Raw genomic sequence first — 24,424 nt, 5'->3', positions numbered from 1 at the left:
GGGGCAATTTGGAGAATTGCTTTGCTGCCATGCGGGTGAGATTCTGTGGCATGGCGTCGCGCATATTGATTTTTACCACCTGCTGTCTTGTCCTGGTAAGATCGGGGCATGCACAGTGGTTTCCTGAGAAGGCAATGCCATTCTCAGCCGAGGAAAAAATGCAGGTGGAAAAGCGGGCTGTAACCTTCCTAAGCAAGGCCCCACAAACTGTCGTCGCCCAGGGCATTCAAAGCGTGGAATGCGAAGGTGTTGCAGCCATGATTGGCGATCTGTTTGCCGACGGCCGAAGGCTGGCTGTGGTCGAAGTTAGTGAGCAAAAAGCAGGGCTTGCACTCATGGTCTGGCGGCAAAATGCCTGGCGTTTGCTGGGGGTGTGGAATGTGGCTCCCGTCTGGATTCCTGCCGGGAAGACGAAAAATGACTTCCCTGAATACAGCCACATGACGCCGGAGCCGCCGCGAAGCCCCTTCAGCCTTCGAGATCTGGATGGTGATGCGATTCCCGAGCTTCTCGTGACCTTCAGCGATGACGGATGCCGTCTCGGCTACGCGATGATTAAAAAGGGCCGAGGTGAGGCTGTGCCGCAGCTGCTGGATGTCTACTCCAGCCGTAATCCTCCGCAGGCCCGTGAAGGCTACCTGCTTGCTTTTAATGATTCAGGGCGAAAATCCTGGTGGGGAGAGACAGACTATTATCGGTGGGAAATGGGCATGCCTGTGCATGTCGCCACCTGGCATGATGATGCCTATGATCCTGATAAATCCTACTGGCAGGTCACACAGGGTGAATCAGACACTGTGTTGAGAGTTTATCAGGGATTTCAAATCAAGCAGGTTTTGTCCGATTCTGATGGCAAGGGTGAACGTGAAGCCGCATACGCCACCGTTGAGATGGACTGGAAACCGGGGCAGAAGCCTGCCGCCGAGAGCCCGGGAATCTTCGAAGCTTCCGAGCTCTATTTCTTCGAGAGGTTAACCGGCATTCCTGCAGCGGCCTATCATGACACTGTTAATGGTCAGCCGATTGCAGAGGTGCTGCCTTTGATGAAGCGTCTCAAGGTCACCGTCACAGGCTCCAAGGAAGCTGTTCTTAGGCTCTCCCCACCTGTGGTCAGAAAGCGCAAATGAGGCGACGGAGCCGGATTGCCCGTTTGACATCCTCCCGCCTGCGCCAACTGTCGCGGTCCCATGCCCAAAGCCAACCTTTCCAAAGACGAAGTCAAAGCCATGCTTATTCTCGCTTGCGAGCGCGTCATCGCGGCGGAGCCAATGCTCTCCCAGGCGGACCGGGATCTCGGAGACGGAGACCACGGCATGGGCATGGAGCGCGGCATGCGTGCTGCCAAGGACAAGCTGGAGGCTGCCGAGCCCGAGAGCATCGAGAAAGCCTTCTCCTCTGTGGGCATGGCCATGATGAGCAGCATGGGCGGCGCGAGCGGCGCGATCTTTGGCACCTTCTTCCGCAATGGCGGGAAAGCCCTGGCTGGCAAAGAAACCTTTGATGCCGCCGGTCTGGCTGCCTTCCTTCAGGCAGGCCTGGATGGCGTGAAGCAGCGCGGTGGCGCCGCCGTGGGAGACAAGACCTGCGTGGATGCCATGGAGCCTGCCGCTGTCAAAGGTACCGAAGTGGCTGCTCAGTCTCTGCCAGATGCCGCCACTGCCGTGGCTGCTGCCGCCGAGGCGGGCAAGGAGGCCAGCAAGGCCATGGTGGCCAAGTTTGGCCGTGCCAAGACTCTCGGAGAGGCCTGCATCGGCTTCCCAGACGCCGGTGCCTGCTCCGTGGTGGTGATCCTCACCGCCTTCCGCGATTTTATCGTGGCCTGATCACCGGCTTCTGCCAGTCGCGCCAGAAGGCCTCCGTTTGATACGGGTCGGGATTGATCTCGATGATCATGGGCATGGGCAGCAGGTCCTCCAGGTCGGCGGGATCTTCGGTCTGCAGGTATTCCAGGCCCCAGAGCTGGGCCCAGGGCTCAAAGCTCAGCTCGTGGCGGTTTTCGATCACGCTGCGGGCGGCGTCTGGCAGGGCGCGCAGGCTGGTCACGCGGGAGAAGATTTTGCCGCCGCCGTTATTCACCACGACGATGCGCAGGCGCGGGTGATCCAGCTGCTGGATGATCCACGGCGCGGCGAGATCGTAGAGCGCGCTGAGGTCTCCCAGGATGAGCCAGCATTCGCCATCATGCACGGCGCTGGCACCGAGGAAGGTGGAGACGATGCCGTCGATGCCGTTGGTGCCGCGATTGGCGAAAAATTCCACACCGGGCTTGTTCACGGACTGAAGTGCCAGATTGAATTCACGAATGGGCATGCTGTTGCCCACAAAGACGCGGGAGCCCGCAGGGATGGCCTTGGCCAGGTGGAGCATCCATCCAGGCTCGGAGGCGGGGAAGCGTGTCAGATCTGGATCAAAGCGCAGGATGCTGCAGGGCTGCTCCAGGCGCGTGGCCTCGGTGCTGCGTACGTTTTCCCAGGCCAACGTCTCCACATTCTCCGTGCGGGCCAGGCCGCTGAAGCCGGTGCGGGTGATGTTGGTGACCTTGATCTTGGCCTCCTTATCCAGATCCCGCCACCAGCGCCAGGAGGGCACTGCGCCGATACGCAGCACGTGGGCGGGGCGTGCGGACTGCAGGGCGCGCTCGCCACCAGGGATGAGCAGCGGCTGCAGTTCGGGAAAGGCGTGCAGATTGGCGGTGGCCTCGGCCACGATGGGCGCACCCAGTCGGGCCAGCAGCGCAGCGGCCTGCGCGGCATCCTCCGGGTGCATGCCGGAGGCCACGACGAGATCGCACTGCACGAGGCCGATGGGCCCTTCTTCTGAAGGCGCGGGCGGTGGTGCGGCGGCGAAGTCCACGCCGGGGATGTTGGTCTCCAGCGGCTCGTCAAGGCACACGTTCAGGTGCATGGGGCCGTCTGAGCAGTGGCCTTCGTGAGACTCGTCCGTGGCATCCCAGTCTCCCACCATGGTGGCATACACGCCGAAAAGGCCGGGCTGCTCGATGGTCTGCGGCGCGCCGCTGCCACGGTAGCTTTTCGGGCGGTCGGCGGTGACGAGGATGAGTGGCAGGTTCTGGTAGTGCGCCTCCACCACGGCGGGCAGCAGCTCTGCGGCGGCGGTGCCGGAGGTGGTGACCACGGCCACGGGCTGGCGGTCCGCCATGATGCGGCCCATGGCAAAGAAGGCGGCGCTGCGCTCCTCAAAGAAGTTCCAGATCTTGATGCCGCTGCAGTTCAGCAGGGCGGCCACGAGCGGGGCATTTCGCGCGCCTGCGGCCACGCACACCTCCCGTACTCCCAGGTAGGCCAGTGTGTGGAGGGTCTGATGGATGAGCTGCGTCTGCGTCATGATTGAAGAGCCAGCAGTCGCAGCACGGCCTCGCGTTTCAGGCGCAGCTCCCGCCATTCGTGGTCAAAGGCGCTGCCGCCCACGATGCCGCAGCCGGAGGGCAGGCGCACCTCGTCGCCTTTCCAGCACAGGCCGCGGATGGACACCACGATGTGCGTGGTGCCACCCGCCTCGGCAAAGCCGAAGGGCGCGCCGAAGAAGCCGGGCACCTGAAGCTGCTGGCGGTACTCGCGCAGCTTTTCCAGAGACTCCTTGTCCCGGGGCAGGCAGCCCACGGCCGGGGTGGGGTGCAGCAGGGGCACCAGCTGCGCGGGGTCGGCTGCGGCAGCGAGCTGCACGCTGAGCTTTGACTGAAAGTGCACCAGACCGGCGGTCTCGCACAGCGTGCGCTCGGCACGGGAGACGGCACCCAGCGCCTGCAGCTGCTGCGTGAGGTAGCGCACCACGATCTCGTGCTCCTCGATCTCCTTCACATCCGTGAGAAAGGCCTCCTGGTTTCCCGGCTTGGCGGTGCCTGCCAGCGCCATGGTTTCCAGCGTACGGTCCTTCACGGTGAAGAGCAGCTCCGGCGTGGCGCCGAGAAAGCCGCCGCTCTCCTGCACATGGGCATAGCCCCACATGTTGGCAGGGGCCTGCATCACGGCCTGGAGCAGGCGGCGCGGGTCTCCGGCGGTCAGGGTGCCGGACTCCGTGAGCACGGGCACCATTTTTTCCAGACGCTTGGACAGCACCTCGCGGCGGATGCGGCGGAAGGCCATCTTAAACCATTCTGTGGCCGGTTTTTCCCAGTGAATCTGGGGCTGCTGGGAGCCATTGAGGTGGACCACCTCCGCCAGGCTGGCGGGGCTGATCTCATGCAGGCGTGCGGGCACCTTCCAGGGGGCGGGGTCTTTGAGATCGAAGTCATTGATATAGAAGGCTCCTCCCGCCGCCGGCACAGCTGCCAGCGCGGTGAAGGGGCCTTCTCCCAGCCATGCCCGCCCATCGGGCAGCCTGAACAATGCGAATTCCATCATGCGAGTTTCCATGCATAGTGAAACGCGCCGCGCAGCGTGCAAGATGGGAAACTGACACTTGTGAACATCCTTCCGACGGCGACAGTCGAATTCTTTAGTGCATGAATGCTGCCGATGAGTTTCTCAAGGTTGCAACCGACTACCAGCTCGGGGCGCTGGACACGGAGTCACAGCACCCTTTCACCACCTCGCTCTCCCAGATGGCACGTGCCGACGTGGGGGAGGCGGTGAAGCTGATGCATCAGGTGGATGTGCATGCCTTGCGGCAGTTTGCCGCCAAGTCCACCGCGCTGGCGGATCTGGCGCGGGCCATCGACGCCACCTTTGCGGCGGGACGGCGGGTGTTTCTCTGCGGCTGCGGTGCCACCGGGCGGCTGTCTCTCAGCATCGAGATCTTCTGCCGCATGGGCGTGCTGCCGGTGCCGGATGCGGAGAGGGTGGTGGCCTTCATGGCGGGCGGTGATCTGGCGCTGATCAAGGCCATCGAGACCTTTGAAGACCACCCTGAATACGGCGCACGCCAGCTCGTGGAGCTGGGGTTTCAAGACGGGGATTTGCTCATCGCCTCCACCGAGGGCGGTGAGACGCCTTTTGTCATCGGGGCCACGGAGCGTGCGGCGGAGCTCTCTCACAACCACCCTTGGTTTCTCTACTGCAATCCGGACGAGCAGCTCTTCGACGCTGCGGCGCGTTCACGTCGTGTGATCGAAAATCCGGCCATCCACAAGCTGAACCTCGCCGTGGGGGCCATGGCTGTCTCTGGAAGCACGCGTCTTCAAGCCAGCACGGTGCTGATGGCGGCCATCGGCTTTGCCTTCATGCACCAGCATGACCCCGAAAACGCGCCCAAGGAGGTGCTGCAGCTCCTGCGCCATGTGGTGCACTGCGACGGCCAGTTTCTTGTGCCTTTCATCGAGCACGAGGCCGCCGCGTATGAGCGCGGTGCGTTTGTGTTTTACGTGAGCAGGCGCTTTGGCATCACCGTTGTCACAGACACGACCGAGCGCGCGCCCACCTTCAGTCTGGTGCCGTTTGAAAAGCAGGATGATCCTGCCGCACCTGCCTCGTGGAGCCACTTTTTCATGCCTGAGCAGCCGGGGGCGCATGCGGCCTGGCTGGCGCTGCTGCACCGGGAGCCACGCACCCTGGAGTGGCCGGACGTACGCCATGTGGCCGGGGCCGAGGTGCTGGCCTCGTATGACTTCTCCGCACAGCTGGCGCCGCGCCGCAAGATCCGTACGCATGACGCCGAGCATCTGCAGTTTCACATCGATGGCGGTGCCGGGGAGATGGTGTGGGAGTTTGATGGTCTCGTGCACCACGTGGACCTGACCGGCGTGCATGAGTTTCACGCGCATCTGCTGCTGAAGATGCTGATCAACATTCACTCCACGCTGGTGATGGGCCGTCTGGGCCGCTACCTGGACAACCTCATGACCTACGTAAAGCCGAGCAACAACAAGCTCATCGACCGCGCCGTGCGCTACGTGCGCCTGCTGGCCCGTCGCCGCACCAGCGTGCTGCCGGATTACGAGGAGGTGACGCGCTTGCTCTTTGCCGAACGCGAAAAGCTCCAGCCCGGAGAGCCGATTGTACTGAAGACCCTGGCGGCGCTGGGGGTGAAGGTGTGACCAAGGTGTCGGGGCCTCCTGACCCCAGGTCCGGAATGCCGGTCGGGAGACCCTACACCTTGAAACATCCGCCCCGCCGCCTTCGTAAGCACGGGTGATGCTTCATCCCTCAGACAGCCAGCTTCGCGACATCACCCGCCGCCATTTTTTCAGCCAGTGTGGCATGGGGATCGGTTCGGTGGCTCTGGCGTCGATGATGGCTGAGCGCGGGCTGCATGCGGCCAGTGCTGCGGCTGCGGCGGGACCTGGGGTGATGAAGAAGGGGGATGTGAAGCCCCGTGCGAAGAATGTGATCTACCTCTTCATGGCAGGCGGGCCATCGCAGCTGGAACTGTTTGATTACAAGCCGAAGCTCGTGGAGCTGAACGGCCAGCCCATCCCGCAGAGCTATGTGGAGGGGAAGCGCTTTGCCTTCATGGGCACCAGCAATGGCTTCAAGCTGCTGGGCACGCGTCGTAGTTTCCAGCAGCATGGCCAGAGCGGCGCATGGGTGAGCGACATGATGCCCTACATGCAGGGTGTGGTGGATGACCTCAGCATCGTGACCACCTGCAAGACGGAGCTTTTCAATCACGCCCCGGCCAAGCTCTTCATGAACACCGGCAGCGGCCAGTTTGGCAGGCCGTCGATGGGCGCGTGGGTGACGTACGGCATCGGCAGCGAGTCGAGCGATCTGCCCGGCTTTGTGGTGCTGCAGAGCGGCCCGCGTGGTCCGCGTGGCGGCTCGGTGCTGTGGGGCAGCGGCTTTCTGCCCACCACCTACCAAGGCGTGCCGCTGCGTGGCACCGGAGAGCCCATCCTGAATCTCTCCACCCCGGCGGAATACAGCGCTGCCAGCCAGCGCCGTGTCATCGACACCGCACGCGAGCTGAACCTGTCGCGGCTGGTGGAAACCGGCGATGAGGAAATTCAGACGCGCATCAATGCCTACGAGATGGCCTGGCGCATGCAGAGCAGCGCGCCGGAGCTGATCGACCTCAAAGGCGAGTCCAAGGCCACGCTGGATCTCTATGGCGTAGATCCCACGCAGCCCTCCTTTGCGCGCAATTGCCTCCTCGCACGTCGTCTGGTGGAGCGCGGCACGCGCTTTGTGCAGCTCTACCATACTAGCTGGGACAATCACGGCGGCAAAGGCGAGACGCTGGAGGATGATTTCCCCAAGGTGGTCAAAGATGTGGACCAGGCCTGCGCGGCGCTGATTCGCGACCTGAAATCACGCGGCTTGTTGGATGAAACGCTCGTCATCTGGGGTGGTGAATTTGGCCGCACACCGATGGGCGAGAACCGCGACAAGACGGGGCGCAATCACCACATCGACGCCTTCACCATGTGGTTTGCCGGGGGCGGCATCAAGGCCGGGCAGACCTACGGCAAGACCGATGAGCTGGGCTTTGGCGTGGCTGAAAATCCGGCGCATGTGCATGATCTGCACGCGACCATACTGCACCTGCTCGGCCTGGAGCATGAGAAGCTGACTTTCAAATTCCAGGGTCGCGACTTCCGACTGACAGATGTGCATGGCAAGCTGCTGCACGGGCTGCTGGCGTAGCCAGAGGGGTGCTGCCTACTCCACCAGATAGAGAATGCGCCCGCAGCTTTCGCATTGGGTGATCTTCTCGGACTGCTTGAGGGACTGGATGACGCCCATGACCACCTTCATGTGGCAGCCGCCACACATGGCGTTTTCCATGGGGACGACGGCGGCGTCTCCCTTCTTGTTGAAGATGCGGGTGTAGAGGTCCAGCGTGTCGGGATCGATGGGAGCGGCGAGGGTGCTGCGCTCGGCATTCAGATCGGTGAGGCGGCGGTTCACACCGGCGCCGCGCTCCTCCAGCGCCTTGAGTTCCTCGTTCACGCGCTTTTGCGTTTCGGCCAGCTTGGCCTGGGCGTCCTTGAGCTTGAGCTTGGCGGCCTCCAGGGCCTCCATCTGCTCCAGTTCGCCGTCTTCTAGCTTGGTCACATCGTCCTGGTAGCGTTTGATTTCGTGGCCCAGGGCGGCGAATTCGTCGTTTTTGCGCGTTTCAAACTGCTGGTCCTGCATGCGCTTGATGCTGTTCTGGCGCGTCTGCACATCGAGCTGGATGTTTTTGATCTTTACCTCGACCTCCTTCATCGCCTGATTGGCCGCATCCACCGCCGCCTGATCTCCCGCGAGCTGCATCTTGGCCCGGTTTTGCTGGTTGGGGATGTCCTTGAGGTCTTTCTGCAGGGCGCGAATGCGCTGGTCTCGTTCCTGGAGCTGGATGAGTTTCGTGATGTCTTGAAGCATGTGTAGAGGATGTAAGCCGAAACGCGGAAAAAGCACAAGTGCTCTGTTTTTGGCTTCTGTGTTCCCGGCTTGTCGCGATTGGCTTGCAGGGAAGTGAGAAAGGGGAACGTCTTCCACCTTGACCAGCCCGCCACCCGGCGAAAAGGTACGCCTTCCACCTACTTCCTTCTTTTTCATTGATGAAGCCCACACTCCTCATCCTCGCTGCCGGCATGGGCAGCCGTTACGGCGGTCTGAAACAACTCGATGCCATGGGCCCATCCGGGGAGGTGGTGCTGGACTACTCCGTGTTTGACGCCATTCGCGCTGGATTCGGCAAGGTGGTCTTCGTCATCCGCCGCGACTTTGAAGAGCTCTTCCGCACGCAGATCGGCAGCAAGTATGCGGGCCGCATCGAGGTGGAGTATGCGTTTCAGGACATCAACGACCTGCCCGCCGGGTTCACCGTGCCGGAAGGCCGCACCAAGCCCTGGGGCACCGCCCATGCGCTGCTCTCTGCGGAGAAGGTGGTGCATGAGCCCTTCCTCATGATCAATGCGGACGACTTCTACGGTCAGGATGCGTACAAGAAGATCGCCGCCGATCTGGTGCAGCCGCGTGCACAGGACGGCAAGAGCCACTGGTCCATGGTGGGCTTTTACCTGAAGAACACACTCTCAGACCACGGCAGCGTCTCGCGTGGCGTGTGCACCCGCGATGCCAGCGGCATGCTGAAAACCGTGTTGGAAATGACCAAGATCTTCAAGCACGGCGATGCTGCCGAAAACCGCGAGGTGGAGGGCGCTTATGTGCCACTGACGGGCGAGGAAGTGGTGTCGATGAACTTCTTCGGTTTCACGCCGGACATCTTTGCGCATCTGCGTACGGCCTTCACCGCCTTTCTCCAAGAGCGCGGCCACGAGCAGAAATCCGAGTGCTACGTGCCTGCGCAGGTGGATGCACTGATCGCCGCTGGTAAGGCGGACGTGCGTGTGCTGGAGACGACGGGCAAGTGGTTTGGCGTGACCTATCCCGAGGACAAGGCGGAAGTGGTGGCGAGCATCCGTGCGCTGGTGGATGCGGGTGAGTATCCGCAGTCGCTGTGGGGATGATGATTGCAAGGTGCCGGGGTCTCCCGACCCCGGTATTCTGACGGGGGTCAGGAGACCCTCAAGCCTTGGAGCAGCCGCTCCGCGCTGCGGAGTGTTGCACCTTCGTGCGTTTTAAGCGCGTTGTGGCCGGACTGTGCCATGCACGCAGCTTTTTGCGGATTTTGCAGCAGCGTGCGGCAGGCGGATTCGAGTTCCGTAAAATCAGCCACCTGCTGGGCACCGCCGTGTTTTAGAAGCAGTTCCACGAGGGGCGTGAAGTTTTCCATGTGCGGCCCAAAGAGCACGGGCTTCTGGGCGAGGGCGGCCTCGGCGGGATTCTGTCCGCCTTCAGCGAGGAAGCTTTTGCCAACGACGACGAGGGTGGCGAGGTGCTGCCAGGCGGCGAGCTCGCCGGTGGTGTCGATCAGCAGGACAGGTGCGCTGGGATCGACACGAGAGTTGGGCACGCTGCGCAGGGCAGGGGAGATGCCGATAGATTGCAGCGCGGCGGCGATTTCCGCTCGGCGTTCCACGTGGCGTGGGACGATGAGCAGAGCGAGATCGCGCACATGCTGGCGCAGGCGCTGGAAGACGCGTGCGAGCTCGATTTCCTCGCCTGCATGCGTGCTGGCAGCCAGCAGTGTGGGCTGGGTCTCGGAGATGCCGGCTAGAGCGCGTACCATGTGCAGCTCTTCGAGCTTGATGGCGGGCACCACAGCGCCCTCGGGGTCGTACTTGATGCTGCCAGTGAGGTGAACTTGATCCGCATCCAGGCCAAAACCCTGCCAGCGTGCCACGTCTTCGGGCTCTTGCACCAGCACCTGCTTGAGCATGCCAAAGATGGGGCCGATCAGCGTGCGAAATTTCTGGTAGCGGCGTGCGCTGCGCGGGGAGAGGCGCGCATTGACGAGGGAAACGGGAATGCCGAGGCGGGTGGCGGAGGCGGTGAGGTTGGGCCACACCTCGGCCTCCACCAGCACGAGCTGCGTGGGCTGAATGCGCTCCAGCATGAGGCGGCCGACTCCAGGGAGGTCCACCGGGCTGAAGATGGCCACCATGCGGCCTGCGTGCTGTGCGGCCAGCTCGGCTGCGAGCGCATGGCCGGTGGGGGTGGTGGTGCTGAGTACGATGCCGAGATCGGCATGCGTTTTGAGCAGGCGATTGATGAGCTTTTTGGCCACGCCCACCTCGCCCACGCTCACGGCGTGCACCCAGAAGCGCTCGCGCTGCGGCAGGGCATTGATGGCGGCCTGCGTCTCGCGCGGGAAGAAGCCGAAGCGCTGCGCCAGATCCTGCCAGCGGCCATTGCGGCGGCGCATTTTGACGATGGCACCGGGCAGCATGAAGACGAGCCCCAGCGGCAGCATCAGATTGTAGAGAGTGAGGCTAAGCGCTTTCGATGCCATGCGGGATTTTGCGCAGCCAGACGATGCGGGTGGAGCCGTAATGGCGGTCTGTCAGGACCTCCCAGCCGGGCCAGCTTTTCGTTTCGCGGTTGAAGTGATGACTTTCCAGAATGAGGTGGCTCTCCGCATGCAGCAGCGCGGGCAGAGATTCCTCAGAGAGGAGCTTGGCGATGAAGTCGGTGTCTGCATCGCTGTGCGTGTAAGGCGGATCGGCAAAGATGAGGTCAAACTGCTTGCCGTCTCTGGCCAGCAGCGGCAGCAGGCGGAAGACATCGCTATGACGCACGCTGGCACCGGTGAGACGGGTCTTGGCGATGTTTTTGCGGATGACCTCGCACGCGCCTTTGTTTTCATCCACCAGCAGGGCGGAGGCCGCGCCACGGCTCAGGCACTCCAGCCCCAGTGCGCCGGTGCCGGCAAAGAGGTCCAGCACATGCGCGCCGGGCACCAGCTCTCCGAGCATGGAAAACACAGCCTGCCGCACCCGGTCCTGCGTGGGACGGGTGACGGTTTTAGGGACTTCCAAAGAGAGCCCGCCTGCTGAGCCGGAAATGATGCGCACCCTTTTCCTTTAGCGGTGGGGCGTGGGGATGCAAGAAGGGATGGAGGTGGCTGTTGCGGGCGAATCCGCCACAGCCAGGACAATATGAGAATGCTTTGCAGGAATGAACTCGCGGAGGCGTTCCGCGGCGCTGAACACGCTCTTACCGTTCCGTGGGCTCGCGCATAAGGTTGAGCAACCGGGAGCGGTCCACAGCGGGTGCGGCGGGCTTGGCTGCGGGTTTGGCCTTGGGCTTGGAGGAGGTGGATTTTTTCGCAGCGGCAGAGGGCTTTTTGGTTTTGGCTGCAGGCTCGTCTGCGGGCTTGGTCTTGGCGTCAGCCTTGGCTTTCTCGGCCTTGACCTCGGCGGCTGCCTTCATGTCGGCTGCTTCCTTGGCTTTGGCTTTTTCGGCTTCAGCTTCTTTGGCCATGGCTCTGGCTTCTGCCTTCGCTTTGGCATCGGCCTCCTCTTTGGCTTTTGCTTCCGCTTTAGCCCTGGCGCGTTCTTCGGCCTTGGCCTGAGCCTCGGCTTCCTTGCGGGCCTTCGCTTCGGCATCTGCCTTGGCCTTTTCCTCTTTGGCCAGGGCCTTGGCTTTGGCTTCTTCTGCAGCTCTGGTTTTCGCCTCTTCTTCAGCCTTCACTTTGGCCTCGGCTTTCGCCTTGGCGTCCGCCTCTGCTTTTTCGGCGTCAGCTTGAGCCTTGGCCTCAGCTTTGAGCTTGGCTTCTTCTTCGGCCTTCAGCCTGGCCTCAGCCTTGGCTTTGGCGCGGGCTTCTGCCTGGGCCTTGGCCTCAGCGGCGGCGGCTTCGTCGAGGATGCCGCTGACGGTCACGGCACCTTCTGGCGTGACCACGCCGCCCTCGATGCGGATCTTGGCGCTGTCATTCTGGCCGATGTAGAGGCGGTCGTTCTTTCTCACCGTGCCTTTGCCGAGGATCTCTGCGTAGTCGGGTGTGATGGAGATGCTGGGGGCGATGGCCTTGATGGGTGGCGTGGTGTCCTTGATGAACATGGCACCGCCGGTGGCCTGGTGGGATTCACGACCCCACTGGTCGCGCGTGGTCTCGATGCTCTGGGCGTAGAGATGCACGGAGCCGGTTCTTCGGCTGGCGTGGTACTTCTGGCCGAGGGCTGTGGGAGTGAGCTTGAATTCAGAAGGTTCGGGGGCGTTGGAAACGACGCAACTGCTAAGGCTGACGGCTGCGGCTAGCAGGCCGAGACGGAAGAGGGTCATGATAAAACGAAGGGGGCTTTTTGGGAGGAGGCGCAGCAAGTAACAGGCGCGACGCACGGATGTTTGTCTATTATTTTCCGCTACGTAAATAGGACACCACATCTGCCACATCCTGCGCGGTGAGTCCGAGCTGCGTGGCATTGAGCATCATGCTATGCGTGAGCTTGCGGCGGGATTTGATGCGAGAGCGCGCCACATACTGGTTCTGCCCGCCCATGCTGCGCACGATCATGATGTCTCCCTCGGTGAGCACCATGCCGTGGATCGTCACGCCGTCCTTGGTCACGATTTCCTGGCCGTCGTAGCCGTGGGCGATGTCCTTGCTGGGGTCGATCAGAGCCTGGGCGATGATCTCTCCGGGCTGGCTGCGACCCCAGCCTTCGAGATTGGGGCCAAACTCGACGCCCTGGCCGTTCACCTGATGGCACATGACGCAGCGTGTCACGAGCTGCTGGCCGTTTTTCGCATTGCCCTGGAGCTTGAGCACGTCCTCCAGCTTCACACTGCTGGGCGGGCCGTCTGGCGTGATGATGGTGACGAGCTTGGCGCTGTCCGGATCAAAGATGCCGGCCTTCTTGAGCTCTTCGGCGATGCCAAAGGTGGACCACTCATCGGTGCTGCGCTTGATCAGCCACCACATGATGTCCGTGTGGATGGGGGAGCCGGTGTCTTTGGCCAGGGCCAGCACGGCTTTGGCAGCCTCTGCCTGGGGGATGAAGACGAGAGTCTCCAGCGCGAGCCTGCGCTGTTCGGGGGAGAGCTTGGAATCTGCGGCACGCTTTTGCAGCTCGGGCACAGCGGCGGCGGGATGCAGGCGCCAGGTGATGTGGGCAAAGTCATCGTTCCAGGCACCGATGGGTTTGAGCGCGGTCCACACGGCCTCTTCCTTGCCTGTGCAGCCGATGCCCCAGGCCTCAAGCAGGGAGCGGTCGCCGCCATCGATGTGGTGGGAGAGCTTCACGAGGAGAGGCACGCTCTGTGCAGCAGGTACATCGCGGAGGGCCACGGCCACCTCGCTGCGCACCATGGGGGAGAGATCGGCGGCGAGGCTGCTGAGGATGTCGATGACATCCGGTGTGGCGGCGCGGATGGCGCGCAGGGCCACGAGGCGCTTGGTGGCATCATCAGACTCCAGCCAGGAGCGTGTGGAGATGAGACCCTGCTCTCCCATCTGCGCCAGCAGCCACACGGCGCGTGCGGCGAAGTAGGGATCTGCATTTTCACGCAGATGCTGCACCGCAGGCATGGCGGCCTGCCCGGCTGCTTTCAGACGTGCAAAGGCCACATGGCGCACATTGGTGGCCGGAGACTGCAGCGCGGCGATCTGGCCTTCCTGCGTGTCGAGATTGAGCGTGGGCACCTTGGGCTTGAAGCCCTTGGGCGCGATGCGGTAGATGGTGCCGCTGCAGGTTTCATCGGTGTCCTGATGGCCGCCGGTGCGCTTGTCAAACCAGTCGCTGATATACACAGCACCGTCAGGGCCCACGCACACATCCGAGGGGCGGAAGAGCGTCTGGCGCTCGTCGGAGAGGTTGTTGGCACCGCCCACGAAGTCGCTGCCTTTGAAGACGCCGGAGGTGTTGGTGGTGCAGAAGTCAAAGCGCTCCAGCTTGAAGCCTGCGCCGTGCGGTTTGGGCAGGTAGCCAAAGACCACATTGCGGCCCGTCTCGCAGCTCAGCAGCAGGCCGCTCCACTTCGGGCCGAGCGCGCCGTTTTCATAGAAGCACATGCCGGTGGGTGCGCCGCCGCCATACACATCACCAGCGGGGATGATGCCTGGGTCTTCCTGACGCCACTCGGCGGTGGGAATGCTCTGGCCGGGGCGCTTGTCGGCACGCCACTGGCGTTTGCCATCGGCGGAGAAGAAGCCAAAGCTGCCGCCTTCGATGAGGTGGCTCACGCGGCAGGCGGGTGGATCGTCGTTGTCATTGAGAAACATGTCGCCATACGAGGTGCGCACGCCTTCAAAGCTGTTGCGGTAGTTGAAGCCGAGGATGCGGGCGTTGTGGCCTTCATCATCGATGCTGGCGGTGAAGCCGCCGACATACACGTGGCCGTCGTCGCTCTTCTGGCCGGTGTAGGTGTTGTTGAGATAAGCGCCGCCGATGCGGAAGGTGGTGCCGCTTTTGTCGCTGAACTGAGCACCGCAGTTGCCATTGCTGAAGTAGAGGCGGCCATCGGGTCCGGCATAGACGCTGTGCAGGCTGTGGTCGTGCTGCGGCTGCTCAAAGCCGGAGAGGAAGATCTCGCGCTTGTCCACGGCGGGATCAAATTTGAGGTCGCGATTCACATCGGTGTATTTGATGATGTTGGGCGCGTTGGAGACGAAGATGACGTTGTCAAAAACAGCGACGCCAAGCGGGCACTCCAGTTCCTTCTCCTGCACAAAGATGTGGCTGCGGTCGCATTTGCCATCGCCATCCGTATCCTGCAGCACGCGGATGCAGTCGCCCTCGCGGCTGCGGCCGGAATGGCGGCGGTAGTTCACGCCTTCTGTGACCCACACGCGGCCAGCATGGTCGATGTCCATGTTGGCCGGATTGAAGAGCTGTGGCGATGTGGCCCAGACGGTGATCTCCAGGCCCTCGGGCACCTTGAACATGGAAGGCTCCAGATGATCCGGCTGCACCTTGGCGGGATCAAAGGCAGGAGCGGTGAGATCCGGGGTGAAGGCGGGTTTTCCCGCGACGAAGGGGCCTTTGTCTTTTTTACCCTTGGCGGCAGGTTTGTCCGGTGCGGCGGACATGAGTAGGAAAGGTGCGGCCAGGGCGAGTACGACGAGAAAGTTGGGGCACTTGGTCATGGTTTGGGGGGACGAAAAGAACGGGCGCGGAGCCATGATCTTGCGCCGGAGGTGGGGGGAACATGTGGGGTTGGCTGTCCTTGCGAAAAGCATGTGTGGCACAGCCTTGAGGGGCAGTCTTTGCTCGTGCGCAGGCCTTCCGCCTACTGCTGATAAATCACCACCACATCGGAGGACGGGCCGGTAGGGGAGAAGTCATTGCCAAAGCCTACGGTCTGCAGGTTGGCAGCTTCAAAGCCAAGGCCGATGAGGTGCTGGCGCACGGCGAGGGCACGGCGCTCGGAGAGAGAGCGGGCGTGATCGGCCGGGAGATTCGGCGGCGTGTAGCCAGCGATGAGGAGGCGGGCTTTTTTATTGGCTACCAGTGTTTCCTTCGCCACGCGGCTCAGGGCCTCCTGATGTGAATCAGTGAGGAGGAAGCCCCCATCATCAAACACAAGGGCAGGGCAGGCGGGCTTCAGACTGGTGCTGAGCGGGGAGGTGTAGCCCTCGCGTGGCCCCAGTGCATACACGACCGTCTCTGGTGCTGATTTTCCCAAGACCGAGGGGATGGGAATGGTGCCGCAGGAGGTCAGCAGCAGAGAGACGCCGAGGGCGGCGCTGAGGCGGAGAGTGCTGGCTGGGAGTGCGGTCATCATTGTGATCGTGTCTCAGCGCATCCAGCGCGGTTCGGTGATACGGCTGTAGCCGTTGACGATGGCTCGGCGGTTGCCACTGCGCAGGTCATGCACATAGAGCTGGCCGTGCTGAGCGTAGGTGATGAAGTGGCCGTTGGGGCTCCAGGAGGGATGCTGCGCACCGCCTTTCTGCACCACGTGCACGCGGCCATTGGGGTAGGGCTTGATGGCCACGGCCCACTCTCCACCGATGCGTGTGGTGAAGGCGATGTGGCTGCCGTCGGGAGACCACTCGGGGTCGGTGCAAAACTGGTAACCGGTGCGCCAGCGGTAGAGACGGGAGGATTCTCCTTCTTTGAAAGGCACCTCCACGGTATAGAGGCGAGGGCCGTCGCCGTCGTCGCTGGAAAAAACGAGGTGCTTGCCGTCCGGATGCCACGACGGACTGGAGGGTGCGCCGATGGAGTCGCTGACACAGGCGGCGGTGTTGGTGCTGAGATCGCTGACAAAGATCTCGGGATTGCCGATGAAGCTCATCACTGCCGCGATGTGGGTGCCGTCTGGAGAAAACGCAGCACCAAAGCTGCTGCCGGGGGTGTCGGTGACGCCGCGCTCCCAGCCGAGGTTCAGGTCCAGCAGGCGGATGATGGGGAAGCCGCTGCGATAGCTGGTGAAGGCGATCATGGAGGAGTCCGGCGCGAGCGTGGGGGAGACCGCGCCGAATTTATCATGCGTGACCTGGTGCACCTCTCCGCCCTCGGCATCGCACACATACACCTGGCGTTTGCCGCTGTGGTCGCTGACAAAGACGATGCGGCTGGTGGCCAGACCGGGCCTGCCGGTGATGGTGTAAATGATGTCGTCGGTGAGGGCCTTGAGGTTTTCATCCAGGCCGGGGGCGGCATAGCTGCGGCGAAAGACGTCCTTGCCCTTGGCATCTTTCAGGCGGCCGTCCACGCGTCCGCCCACGGAGGTTCCCTCGACGGTGAAGTCCGCTTTTTCATATGCGTCTGCCACGAAGAATTCGCGGGAGTCGCGCAGTTCCTTGAGCAGGGTCTGCTGGGCGCTGGAGCCGGTGCCGCCGGTGAAGGGGGCCACGCGGATGCGAGGCGGGGCTTTTTTGGTGTCTTCCGTCTTGGCCTTGTGCCCCAGGCCGACGAGGCCGCGCAGGCGGTCCATGAACCCGCCTTCGGCCTGGACGCCCTGAGAGGCGGTGAAGGAGAGCAGGAGAAGCAGCGCGCGTGCGTTCATGTGGGGGCGGTCAGGGCAGCAGAAGGAAATTCAGCTCCAGATCGTAGCTCTCTTTGCTGTAATTTGAAGGCAGGGATATGGAAATTTTTTTCACCTTGGATGAGGCCTCCAGGATGGATTCATCGAGCGCGTGGGAGTGGGAGAACTTGGTCATCTGGGATTTGATGACGCTGCCATCCTTGCCGATGGAGATGCTGAGTCGGGCTTCGCGCTGGTTTTCCGGCACGCTGGTGATGGGCGGAGCCACCCAGGTGGAAAGGAAGGCGGTGTTTACCGCTTCATCGACCACGTCCATGTTGGCCTCGTCCTCCTTGACCGGCATGAGGCTGCCTGGCGGGGGCACGGCAGGGCGCATGGCATTGAGCCGTGCGATATCCATGAGCGAGGGGCTGGTGATGGGCGGGGCGGGTGAGTCCACGCCTGCCACGGTGGGAGCGCGCTCCTGGGTGCGGCGCAGGGTGATGCTGCGATTGGCCGATGGCTTGGCTGCCGGGGTGGGAGAGGCAAAGAGAGGTGTGGAAGTGGAACTGCCGATGGTCTCCATCACGTGCTGCTGCGGTGGGGCGGAGACCAGCGTGGCTTTCTGCACGGGGGCCTCGGCGGTGGCAGATGCCGCAGGAGCGACTGGCGCTGGAGCAGGAGCTGGGGCTGCTGCGGGGGCGGGCTGTGCGGCTGCAGGCTTTGACTTGGTGGGAGCAGACGCGATGGCTTTGGCACGCGGCACGGTGAGCGGAGGCACCACGGTCTTGAAGTCGGCCGGGTTCATCCAAGCGAGCTGACGCTGCCGCGCAGCGAGGTGGCTGCTCTTGACGTTTTGAAAACTCCACCACACGCCAAGCGCGGCGGCTAGGTGCAACGAGACCACGACAAACACAGCCGGGGATATCGGCTCGAGTGTTGTTGGTCGTCTGCGCGGCATGGTGTGAGGGGTGGCGGGAAGGTCAGGGAGCGGCTGCGTGGGTGGTGACGGCGGTCTTCTGGATGCCGGCATCTTCGATGACCTGCATGGTCTCCACGAGCTGCTGCACGGGGAGGTCCCGGTGCACACGTACTTCGATGCCGACACCGGGATTACGTCCGGCAATCTGCTTTAGAGACACTGGCAGATCGGCGCGCGCCATCATGGCGCCATTGAGAGTTACGGAGAGGTCGCTGTTTACCTGCAGGACCATTTTCTCCGTGGGTGCTGGAGTGGCAGGCGGGAGATTGGCAGGCGCGGGAGCTGTGGCGGCGGCGAGCATTTCCTTGTCAGCCTTGAGCAGGGGAGCGGCCAGGAGAAACACAAACAGCAGCACGAGCACGAGATCCATGAACGGAGTCATGCTGATCTCGGTGATGAGCCGGAGCTGGTGGGTGTTGGAGTGGCGTTTCATACGCGGGCATGCATGGCATGCGAGGCTGCGGCGGAGGGAATGGGTGAGGAACTGCTGCCGGTGAAGGCGGGCATGGAGGGCGTGCCCAGGGCGCTGAGGCTGGGCAGCGCCTCATTGCTGAAGCGGTGGTCCACAAAGGTGCGGTCAAATCCGGCGCTGATCTCACTGGCGAAGTTGTCCAGCCTTACGACCATGCCACGAATGCGGTTCACGAGCGCGTTGTAGCAGATCATGCTGGGGACGGCCACCAGCAGGCCCAGCACCGTGGTGACTAGCGCGGTGGTGATGCCCGGGGCCAGGGTGGAAAGCGTGGCACCTCCAGCAGCGGTGGTCATGGTGCTGAAAGTGTCCAGAATGCCCCACACGGTGCCCAGCAGTCCTAGAAAGGGCGCTGCGCTCAGCGAGGTGGAGACCCAGCCCATGCGAGCCTCCAGACGCAGGGCGGCCTCTGCCACGCTGCGCTCCATGGCCACCTGTACGGCACCCATTTGTGAAGGAGTGATCCGCCCAGCGCCCTGCAGCCGTGCGGCAAAGGTGGAGCCGGGCTCGTCCTCTCCCAGCAGATACCAGGAGAGCTCCCGGCAGGCGGCGTGGTAGATGTGGTAAAAGGAGGAGTACTCATGCGGCTCCCGCTGCTGGTAGAGCTCCAGCGCGTGATTGCTCTCCCGATACTCGCGCAGAAAGGAGAGATTCGCCTTCTGCACCCGGGAGAGCAGGAAGTGCTTGCTCAGGATGACGGCCCAGCTGGTGATGGAAAACAATGCCAGCAAGCCGCAGATGACCCAGCAGGTGAGGCTGCCGTGTTCCAGACCATATAGCAGGCCGGGGGAGAGAAAGGATTCCAGAGGCGGCATTGCGTGTAGATGAGTTAACCGCTAGTTAATGTGCCTTAATAGTCTGGCGTCAACCGGGGAGTGGTGGGGATAATGGAGGGGCGGCGGGGGCTTGAGCAGGTGAGTTCACGATTTTAGCAGGCTTTTTCTTCAGAAAGCTTGCAATGCGCAGGCAGAGCATCTTTTGATGAGCTGCTTTTGCCGACTGTCTTCACAAGGGCGCTGGCACTAACACCTAATGCCTCACATCTATGAACCACCTTGTTTTCTGCCGCCCAGTGCTGACTATGCTCGCTGCTGCGGCATGGATGACCTCTGTCGTGACCGCTCCGTTGCACGCGGAAGTTGTTGTGGGCAACTCCTTCCCCGATGGGGGCAGCGCTTCGGTACAGCCCTACCCCACGGGCATGAGCGTCATTGACTTTTTTTCCCAGAATGGGCCGGGTGTGCATGTGCAGGATTTTTCGGTTTCTCAAAACTACATCCTGAACTCTGTCACGATCCAGATGGCAAATGCAACGAGCACGGCGGGTGGTTTTGGCCTCAGCCTGCAAACCTTGAGTGCCAACGGCGGTGGAACAGTCACCTTCTCTCTTGTGCAAGATCTTGCGGGTTCGTCTAATCCTGCCACTGCGGGCTCCTACACGTACACGGGTTCGGCTCCAATGGCGGCTGGCAGCAGTTTCTGGGTGGTCGGCCAAGTGGGAGCAGGCGGAGGAACGTATAACTGGCAAACTTCCTCCGACGGTGGCTCAAGATATTTTGTGATAGCCAATGGCTCTGCCGGTCCGGGCATTCCTGGGCCGCTCAATCTCAATGATGTGTTGCTGTTCGCTTCGCCGGGCGGGGGACTGCTCTTCAGCGTAGATGCCACGCTGATCGACACCGAGGGGGCGCTGCAACTGGCCCTGGGAGAGCAGCAGGGCGTGCTGGCTGGCAGCCAGACGGTGCTGGGAGACGTGAATAACCAGCTTTTCAACCTGCGCGCAGGCGGCGGGGAAGAAGATGATGAAGGCGGAATAGCAGCCTCTTTGGATGAGGGGGTCGTGCTAGGCCAGGGAGATGGGCCGGAAAGTCCCATCGCACGCCGTGTCCGCCGTTCACGCCAGTGGGAGGCCTTCACGACGGTGAACTATGGCAATCTGCGGCTCAGCCCTGTCAGCAGCCAGGCGGGTGTGCAGGTGGACTCCTGGGCCCCTGCCGTGGGCCTGCAGCGGCATCTCAGCCGCGGTCTCACTGCGGGTTTTGCGGTCACCATCCTCAGCAGCAGCCAGCACTACACCGGTGGCCTGGGCAGTCTGAATCTGGACGGCCCGGCTCTCTCGGCCTATCTCTCGTATGTGCGGAAAGGATTCTGGGGGAACCTGCTCTACAGCTTTGGCGACTACCAGATCAGCTCTACGCGCAATCCTGGAGGCGGTCTGCCCTTTGCTCTGGGCTCCACGTATGCCTATACCAACGCCATCCAGTTCAACACCGGCTGGAACTTCCGCTTTCAGAACGGCACGCTGGTCACCGGGCCCTTTGCAGGCATTGATTACCTTCATGGCTCGATCAATGCCTACAGCGAAACCGGCGGTGGTATTGCCGGCATGAGCTACGCCAGCCAGAGCTTTCAGTCGCTAGTCACCCGTGTGGGCTGGAGCCTGTCTAAAAAGATCGCCACGGACTTTGCGGTGATCACACCGCAGGTGCGCCTGAGCTATGAGCGCCAGAACGTGAGCAGCAACGGTACAAGTGTGCAGGCCATCAATGCCCCCTTTTCCGCCAGCGGTGGAAATCAGAGCCCGGGACAGGACTACATGGTGGCGGGCGGCGGGGTGAACTTCCAGTTTTCTCCGGCTTTTGGCCTGCTGCTGGGCTACCAGACTCAGTTTTTCCGCAACAATCTTCAGGCGCACTTCGGCAGCGTGCGACTTTCTTACAAGTTCTAGAATTCCCAATGGCTGGGTGTAAGAACCCTTTCTTGCACCCGGCCCGTTTCTTGCTTTTCTAAATACCCCTAAATCACCCCCTATAACTACAGATGCCAGTCGCCACACCCGCCCAGTACCGTGCCATGCTTGATGCCGCCCAGAAGGGTGGATACGCCTATCCGGCCATCAACGTCACCTCCCTGCCCACGATCAATGGCGCACTGAAGGCTTTCGCCGAGTCCAAGTCCGACGGCATCATCCAGGTCTCCACCGGCGGTGGTGAGTTTGCCTCCGGCACCTCCGTCAAGGACATGGCCCTGGGTGCCATCGTGCTGGCCGAGGCCGTGCACATCCTGGCAGAGCGTTACAACGTGCTCGTGGCCCTGCACACCGACCACTGCCACCCGAAGAACGTGGAAAAATTCCTCAAGCCCCTCCTCGCCGCCACCAAGGCACGCCGCGAGGCCGGCAAGGGCAATCTCTTCAACTCCCACATGTTTGACGGCTCCGAACTGCCGCTGGAAGAGAACATGCGCGTGTCCAAGGAGCTGCTGCAGCAGTGCGCCGAACTGGACATCATCCTCGAAATCGAAGCCGGCGTGGTCGGTGGTGAGGAAGACGGCCACGACACCTCCGGTGTGGCCAATGACAAGCTTTACACCACCCCCGAAGACATGCTGACGGTGTATGAAACCCTCAACGGCATCGGCCGCTTTATGTTTGCCGCCACCTTTGGCAACGTGCACGGCGCCTACAAGCCAGGCGCAGTGAAGCTGAAGCCCACCATCCTGCGCGATGGCCAGGCCGCTGTGACCGCCAAGTACGGCGCGGCTGCCGAGATGGACCTCGTCTTCCACGGCGGCTCCGGCACTCCTCTGGAAGAAATCCGCGAGACGCTTGGCTACGGCGTCATCAAGATGAACATCGACACTGACACCCAGTACGCCTTCACCCGCCCGATCGTGGGCCACATGATGAAGAATTACGACGGCGTCCTCAAGATCGACGGCGAAGTGGGTGACAAGAAAGCCTACGACCCCCGCAGCTACCTCAAGAAAGGCGAGCAGGGCCTCTGCGACCGCATGAAGGAAGCCTGCGATGACCTGCTGAGCACCGGCAAGACCATCTTCGGCACGGTCTAAGCCCTCAGCTCTTCTAACAACTCCTGCAGAAGGCAGCGTGAAGGCGCTGCCTTCTGTCTTTACACTCACTCACTTTACTCAGCCGTGAAATCTCATCTCCCCGGACATCCCATGCAGATCTACCTCATCCGCCACGGGCAGGTGGAGGAAGGATACCACAAGGTGTTTGGCGGATCGCGTATCAATATGGGGCTTTCTCCGCGCGGAGTGAAGCAGGGAGAAGCAGTGGCGGAATGGCTGAAGGACACGCCGCTGGATGTGATGTATGCCAGCCCGATGCTGCGCGTGCAGCAGACGCTGGCACCGATGGCGGCACAGCGCGGCATGCAGCCGCAGATCCTGCCAGGGCTGCGCGAGATGGATTTCGGCGACTGGACGGGGAACACGTGGGATGAGATCCAGAGCAAGTTTGGCATGAGCGCCTTTGACTGGCTGGAGATCATCGAGAGCAACCGGATCCCGAATGGTGAGGATGTGGCGAACCTGAAGAGCCGCGTGCAGGAGTGCATGCTGCAGATCATTCACGCGCACCCAAACGGCAAGGTGGCGGTGTACTGCCACGGCGGGATCATTCGCGTGATCCTGGCGCTGCTGCTCGAAGTGCCCCTGGCACATCTGGCGCACTTCAACATCGAGTACGGCAGCATCAGCCTGGTGGAGCTGCTGCCGGAGCGGAAGCACGCTGTGGAGATCGAGCTGCTGAATTTCCAGCCGCCCATCAAGTAAGGAATGCTGGGAAGTGATGCGGGCACTCCTGCCCGCAATGAGTGTTCTTGGACGTTCGAACTGCGGGCAGGAGTGCCCGCATCACTCAATAGTTCAGCGGCTTGAGCTCAGGCAGCAGGAACTTGCCGTCCTTGCGGATGAGCTTGCCGTCGAAGCGGATTTCGCCGCCGCCGTATTCGGGGCGCTGGATGTTCACGAGGTCCCAGTGCACCTGGCTGCGGTTGCCGTTGTCGGCGACGCCTTCGTAGGCCTGGCCGGGGGTGAAGTGGAAGCTGCCAGCGATCTTTTCGTCGAAGAGAATGTCGCGCATGGGCTCCTTGATCTCGCGGTTAAAGCCGATGGCGAATTCACCGATGTAGCGGGCGCCTTCGTCGCTGTCGAGGATCTTGTTGATGGCGGCGGTGTTGTTGGCGGTGGCATTGACGATCTTGCCTTTGCTGAACTCGAGTTTCACGCTGTCGAAAGCGATGCCCTGATAGATGGTGGGGGCGTTGTAGCTGATGACGCCCTCGACGCTTTCCTTCACGGGGGCGGAGAAGACTTCGCCATCGGGGATGTTGTGACCGCCGCCGCAGACGTAGGACTTGAGCCCCTTGAGGCTGAAGCGCAGATCGGTGCCCGGGCCGGTAATGTGTACGTCCTTGGCCTTGTCCATGAGCTTCTTCAAAGCGTTCATGGCAGGAAGCAGCGCGGCGTAGTCGAGCAGGCAGACGCGGAAGAAGAAGTCTTCAAAGGCCTGGGTGCTCATGCCGGCCTGCTGCGCCATGGAGGCGGTGGGCCAGCGAAGGACGACCCAGCGGCTGTTGTTCACACGCTCATTCTGCACGGGGCGGAGCTTGGCCATGACCATCTTCATCTGCTCCGGGGGCACGTCGGCTGCCTCGGTGATGTTGTGGCTGCCGCGCACGGCGATGTAGCAGTCGGTCTGCTTCATGAGGGCGAGGTTGTTTTCAGCGATGATGTCGTACTGCTTTTCGCTGGCGTGGATCATCTGCTCGCGGGTGAGCACGGCGTCATTGATGCGAACCATCGGCATGCCGCCTGCGGCGACCACTTCGCGGATGAGGCTCTGGCCCACGGTGTTGGGCACGTCGAAAAGGTCGATCCAGACGAGGTCGCCTTTTTTGACCTTGGTGGAGTAGCGGACGAGCTGGCGGGAGAGGGCGTCAATACGGGGATCGTGCATGATGGGTGGTGGTATGAAAGACTGTGGCGGAAAAGACACAGACTGGCAAAAGGGAAAATCAGCGGAAT

The 24,424-nt window shown here is 62.2% G+C and carries 21 protein-coding genes; 8 read left to right on the top strand and 13 right to left on the bottom strand.

Annotation, left to right across the window (positions count from 1 at the left end; translation table 11 throughout):
- Window positions 1-134 precede the first annotated feature (134 nt).
- Both HNQ65_RS06815 and dhaL read left to right on the top strand, forming a co-directional pair.
- Window positions 135-1,127, top strand: coding sequence for a hypothetical protein (locus HNQ65_RS06815; protein ID WP_184338756.1), 993 nt, complete (start codon window positions 135-137; stop codon window positions 1,125-1,127).
- Window positions 1,128-1,187: 60 nt separating this feature from the next.
- Window positions 1,188-1,823: a dihydroxyacetone kinase subunit DhaL gene (gene dhaL / locus HNQ65_RS06810; protein ID WP_221306064.1), complete on the top strand. Its 636-nt coding sequence runs from the start codon at window positions 1,188-1,190 to the stop codon at window positions 1,821-1,823.
- Here dhaL and menD read toward each other — a convergent pair.
- Together menD and HNQ65_RS06800 are read right to left on the bottom strand one after the other, a co-directional pair.
- Window positions 1,810-3,345, bottom strand: coding sequence for a 2-succinyl-5-enolpyruvyl-6-hydroxy-3-cyclohexene-1-carboxylic-acid synthase (gene menD, locus HNQ65_RS06805; protein WP_184338755.1), 1,536 nt, complete (start codon window positions 3,343-3,345; stop codon window positions 1,810-1,812). The two genes, dhaL and menD, sit on opposite strands and share 14 nt — an antisense overlap.
- Entirely contained in the window at window positions 3,342-4,373 is a 1,032-nt protein-coding gene (locus HNQ65_RS06800) for a chorismate-binding protein (protein WP_184338754.1), read from the bottom strand. The genes menD and HNQ65_RS06800 overlap by 4 nt, the downstream gene beginning before the upstream one ends.
- Window positions 4,374-4,462: 89 nt before the next feature.
- Between HNQ65_RS06800 and HNQ65_RS06795 the strand changes: the two genes are divergently transcribed.
- Both HNQ65_RS06795 and HNQ65_RS06790 read left to right on the top strand, forming a co-directional pair.
- Entirely contained in the window at window positions 4,463-5,992 is a 1,530-nt protein-coding gene (locus HNQ65_RS06795) for an SIS domain-containing protein (RefSeq protein WP_184338753.1), read from the top strand.
- Window positions 5,993-6,089: 97 nt separating this feature from the next.
- Window positions 6,090-7,541 carry a DUF1501 domain-containing protein gene (locus tag HNQ65_RS06790; RefSeq protein WP_184338751.1) on the top strand — a complete coding sequence of 484 codons (1,452 nt, stop codon included), beginning with the start codon at window positions 6,090-6,092 and terminating at the stop codon, window positions 7,539-7,541.
- Window positions 7,542-7,556: 15 nt separating this feature from the next.
- Here the strand turns inward: HNQ65_RS06790 and HNQ65_RS06785 are convergent, their stop codons facing one another.
- Window positions 7,557-8,261, bottom strand: a complete 705-nt coding sequence (locus HNQ65_RS06785; RefSeq protein ID WP_184338750.1) for a zinc ribbon domain-containing protein — start codon at window positions 8,259-8,261, stop codon at window positions 7,557-7,559.
- A gap of 179 nt (window positions 8,262-8,440) precedes the next feature.
- Here HNQ65_RS06785 and HNQ65_RS06780 point away from each other — a divergent pair, with 179 nt between their 5' ends.
- Entirely contained in the window at window positions 8,441-9,352 is a 912-nt protein-coding gene (locus HNQ65_RS06780) for a nucleotidyltransferase family protein (protein WP_184338748.1), read from the top strand.
- 47 nt (window positions 9,353-9,399) lie between these two features.
- Here the strand turns inward: HNQ65_RS06780 and HNQ65_RS06775 are convergent, their stop codons facing one another.
- From HNQ65_RS06775 to HNQ65_RS06735, 9 genes are all read right to left on the bottom strand, one after another.
- The gene (locus HNQ65_RS06775) at window positions 9,400-10,737 is read right to left on the bottom strand and encodes a 3-deoxy-D-manno-octulosonic acid transferase (protein ID WP_184338747.1); all 1,338 of its coding nucleotides are present in this window, start codon (window positions 10,735-10,737) and stop codon (window positions 9,400-9,402) included.
- Window positions 10,718-11,299 (bottom strand): 16S rRNA (guanine(966)-N(2))-methyltransferase RsmD, encoded by a 582-nt coding sequence (gene rsmD, locus HNQ65_RS06770; RefSeq protein WP_184338746.1) that lies wholly within the window; start codon window positions 11,297-11,299, stop codon window positions 10,718-10,720. Before rsmD ends, HNQ65_RS06775 begins: the two co-directional genes overlap by 20 nt.
- A gap of 142 nt (window positions 11,300-11,441) precedes the next feature.
- Complete coding sequence (locus tag HNQ65_RS06765; protein WP_184338744.1) at window positions 11,442-12,509, bottom strand: hypothetical protein; 1,068 nt, start codon at window positions 12,507-12,509, stop codon at window positions 11,442-11,444.
- Window positions 12,510-12,579: 70 nt separating this feature from the next.
- The gene (locus tag HNQ65_RS06760) at window positions 12,580-15,312 is read right to left on the bottom strand and encodes a PVC-type heme-binding CxxCH protein (protein WP_221306063.1); all 2,733 of its coding nucleotides are present in this window, start codon (window positions 15,310-15,312) and stop codon (window positions 12,580-12,582) included.
- A gap of 143 nt (window positions 15,313-15,455) precedes the next feature.
- Window positions 15,456-15,950 (bottom strand): OmpA family protein, encoded by a 495-nt coding sequence (locus tag HNQ65_RS06755; RefSeq protein ID WP_184338743.1) that lies wholly within the window; start codon window positions 15,948-15,950, stop codon window positions 15,456-15,458.
- 12 nt (window positions 15,951-15,962) lie between these two features.
- Complete coding sequence (locus tag HNQ65_RS06750) at window positions 15,963-17,180, bottom strand: PD40 domain-containing protein (RefSeq protein WP_184338742.1); 1,218 nt, start codon at window positions 17,178-17,180, stop codon at window positions 15,963-15,965.
- A gap of 10 nt (window positions 17,181-17,190) precedes the next feature.
- The gene (locus tag HNQ65_RS06745) at window positions 17,191-18,099 is read right to left on the bottom strand and encodes a TonB C-terminal domain-containing protein (RefSeq protein ID WP_184338740.1); all 909 of its coding nucleotides are present in this window, start codon (window positions 18,097-18,099) and stop codon (window positions 17,191-17,193) included.
- Between the two features lie 22 nt (window positions 18,100-18,121).
- A complete protein-coding gene (locus HNQ65_RS06740) occupies window positions 18,122-18,553 on the bottom strand; it encodes an ExbD/TolR family protein (RefSeq protein ID WP_184338739.1) in 432 nt (143 codons plus the stop codon).
- Complete coding sequence (locus HNQ65_RS06735) at window positions 18,550-19,407, bottom strand: MotA/TolQ/ExbB proton channel family protein (protein ID WP_184338737.1); 858 nt, start codon at window positions 19,405-19,407, stop codon at window positions 18,550-18,552. Before HNQ65_RS06735 ends, HNQ65_RS06740 begins: the two co-directional genes overlap by 4 nt.
- 230 nt (window positions 19,408-19,637) lie before the next feature.
- Between HNQ65_RS06735 and HNQ65_RS06730 the strand changes: the two genes are divergently transcribed.
- The 3 genes from HNQ65_RS06730 (at window position 19,638) to HNQ65_RS06720 (ending at window position 23,170) form a co-directional block, all read left to right on the top strand.
- Window positions 19,638-21,320 (top strand): autotransporter outer membrane beta-barrel domain-containing protein, encoded by a 1,683-nt coding sequence (locus tag HNQ65_RS06730; RefSeq protein ID WP_184338736.1) that lies wholly within the window; start codon window positions 19,638-19,640, stop codon window positions 21,318-21,320.
- Between the two features lie 92 nt (window positions 21,321-21,412).
- Window positions 21,413-22,444, top strand: a complete 1,032-nt coding sequence (gene fbaA, locus HNQ65_RS06725) for a class II fructose-bisphosphate aldolase (RefSeq protein WP_184338734.1) — start codon at window positions 21,413-21,415, stop codon at window positions 22,442-22,444.
- Between the two features lie 84 nt (window positions 22,445-22,528).
- Window positions 22,529-23,170 carry a histidine phosphatase family protein gene (locus tag HNQ65_RS06720; RefSeq protein WP_184338733.1) on the top strand — a complete coding sequence of 214 codons (642 nt, stop codon included), beginning with the start codon at window positions 22,529-22,531 and terminating at the stop codon, window positions 23,168-23,170.
- An 85-nt stretch (window positions 23,171-23,255) separates the two neighbouring features.
- On the opposite strand, the gene HNQ65_RS06715 is transcribed toward HNQ65_RS06720, so the two are convergent.
- The gene (locus tag HNQ65_RS06715; RefSeq protein ID WP_184338732.1) at window positions 23,256-24,356 is read right to left on the bottom strand and encodes an aminopeptidase; all 1,101 of its coding nucleotides are present in this window, start codon (window positions 24,354-24,356) and stop codon (window positions 23,256-23,258) included.
- Window positions 24,357-24,424: the final 68 nt, after the last annotated feature.

Source organism: Prosthecobacter vanneervenii (genome assembly GCF_014203095.1).
Lineage (GTDB): Bacteria > Verrucomicrobiota > Verrucomicrobiia > Verrucomicrobiales > Verrucomicrobiaceae > Prosthecobacter > Prosthecobacter vanneervenii.
The sequence above is the reverse complement of the archived record's forward strand: the minus strand, read 5'-3'. Positions and strand labels throughout refer to the sequence as shown.

What these genes read in the sequence shown, in the direction of transcription:
- HNQ65_RS06795 (WP_184338753.1), top strand. Translation starts at nt 4,463, where the DNA reads ATGAATGCTGCCGATGAGTTTCTCAAGGTTGCAACCGACTACCAGCTC.
- HNQ65_RS06735 (WP_184338737.1), bottom strand. Translation starts at nt 19,407, where the DNA reads ATGCCGCCTCTGGAATCCTTTCTCTCCCCCGGCCTGCTATATGGTCTG.
- dhaL (WP_221306064.1), top strand. Translation starts at nt 1,188, where the DNA reads ATGCCCAAAGCCAACCTTTCCAAAGACGAAGTCAAAGCCATGCTTATT.
- menD (WP_184338755.1), bottom strand. Translation starts at nt 3,345, where the DNA reads ATGACGCAGACGCAGCTCATCCATCAGACCCTCCACACACTGGCCTAC.
- HNQ65_RS06775 (WP_184338747.1), bottom strand. Translation starts at nt 10,737, where the DNA reads ATGGCATCGAAAGCGCTTAGCCTCACTCTCTACAATCTGATGCTGCCG.
- HNQ65_RS06815 (WP_184338756.1), top strand. Translation starts at nt 135, where the DNA reads ATGCCATTCTCAGCCGAGGAAAAAATGCAGGTGGAAAAGCGGGCTGTA.
- HNQ65_RS06715 (WP_184338732.1), bottom strand. Translation starts at nt 24,356, where the DNA reads ATGCACGATCCCCGTATTGACGCCCTCTCCCGCCAGCTCGTCCGCTAC.
- HNQ65_RS06780 (WP_184338748.1), top strand. Translation starts at nt 8,441, where the DNA reads ATGAAGCCCACACTCCTCATCCTCGCTGCCGGCATGGGCAGCCGTTAC.
- HNQ65_RS06750 (WP_184338742.1), bottom strand. Translation starts at nt 17,180, where the DNA reads ATGAACGCACGCGCGCTGCTTCTCCTGCTCTCCTTCACCGCCTCTCAG.
- HNQ65_RS06790 (WP_184338751.1), top strand. Translation starts at nt 6,090, where the DNA reads ATGCTTCATCCCTCAGACAGCCAGCTTCGCGACATCACCCGCCGCCAT.
- HNQ65_RS06755 (WP_184338743.1), bottom strand. Translation starts at nt 15,950, where the DNA reads ATGATGACCGCACTCCCAGCCAGCACTCTCCGCCTCAGCGCCGCCCTC.
- HNQ65_RS06730 (WP_184338736.1), top strand. Translation starts at nt 19,638, where the DNA reads ATGAACCACCTTGTTTTCTGCCGCCCAGTGCTGACTATGCTCGCTGCT.
- HNQ65_RS06760 (WP_221306063.1), bottom strand. Translation starts at nt 15,312, where the DNA reads ATGACCAAGTGCCCCAACTTTCTCGTCGTACTCGCCCTGGCCGCACCT.
- HNQ65_RS06745 (WP_184338740.1), bottom strand. Translation starts at nt 18,099, where the DNA reads ATGCCGCGCAGACGACCAACAACACTCGAGCCGATATCCCCGGCTGTG.
- HNQ65_RS06765 (WP_184338744.1), bottom strand. Translation starts at nt 12,509, where the DNA reads ATGACCCTCTTCCGTCTCGGCCTGCTAGCCGCAGCCGTCAGCCTTAGC.
- fbaA (WP_184338734.1), top strand. Translation starts at nt 21,413, where the DNA reads ATGCCAGTCGCCACACCCGCCCAGTACCGTGCCATGCTTGATGCCGCC.
- HNQ65_RS06800 (WP_184338754.1), bottom strand. Translation starts at nt 4,373, where the DNA reads ATGGAAACTCGCATGATGGAATTCGCATTGTTCAGGCTGCCCGATGGG.
- HNQ65_RS06740 (WP_184338739.1), bottom strand. Translation starts at nt 18,553, where the DNA reads ATGAAACGCCACTCCAACACCCACCAGCTCCGGCTCATCACCGAGATC.
- HNQ65_RS06785 (WP_184338750.1), bottom strand. Translation starts at nt 8,261, where the DNA reads ATGCTTCAAGACATCACGAAACTCATCCAGCTCCAGGAACGAGACCAG.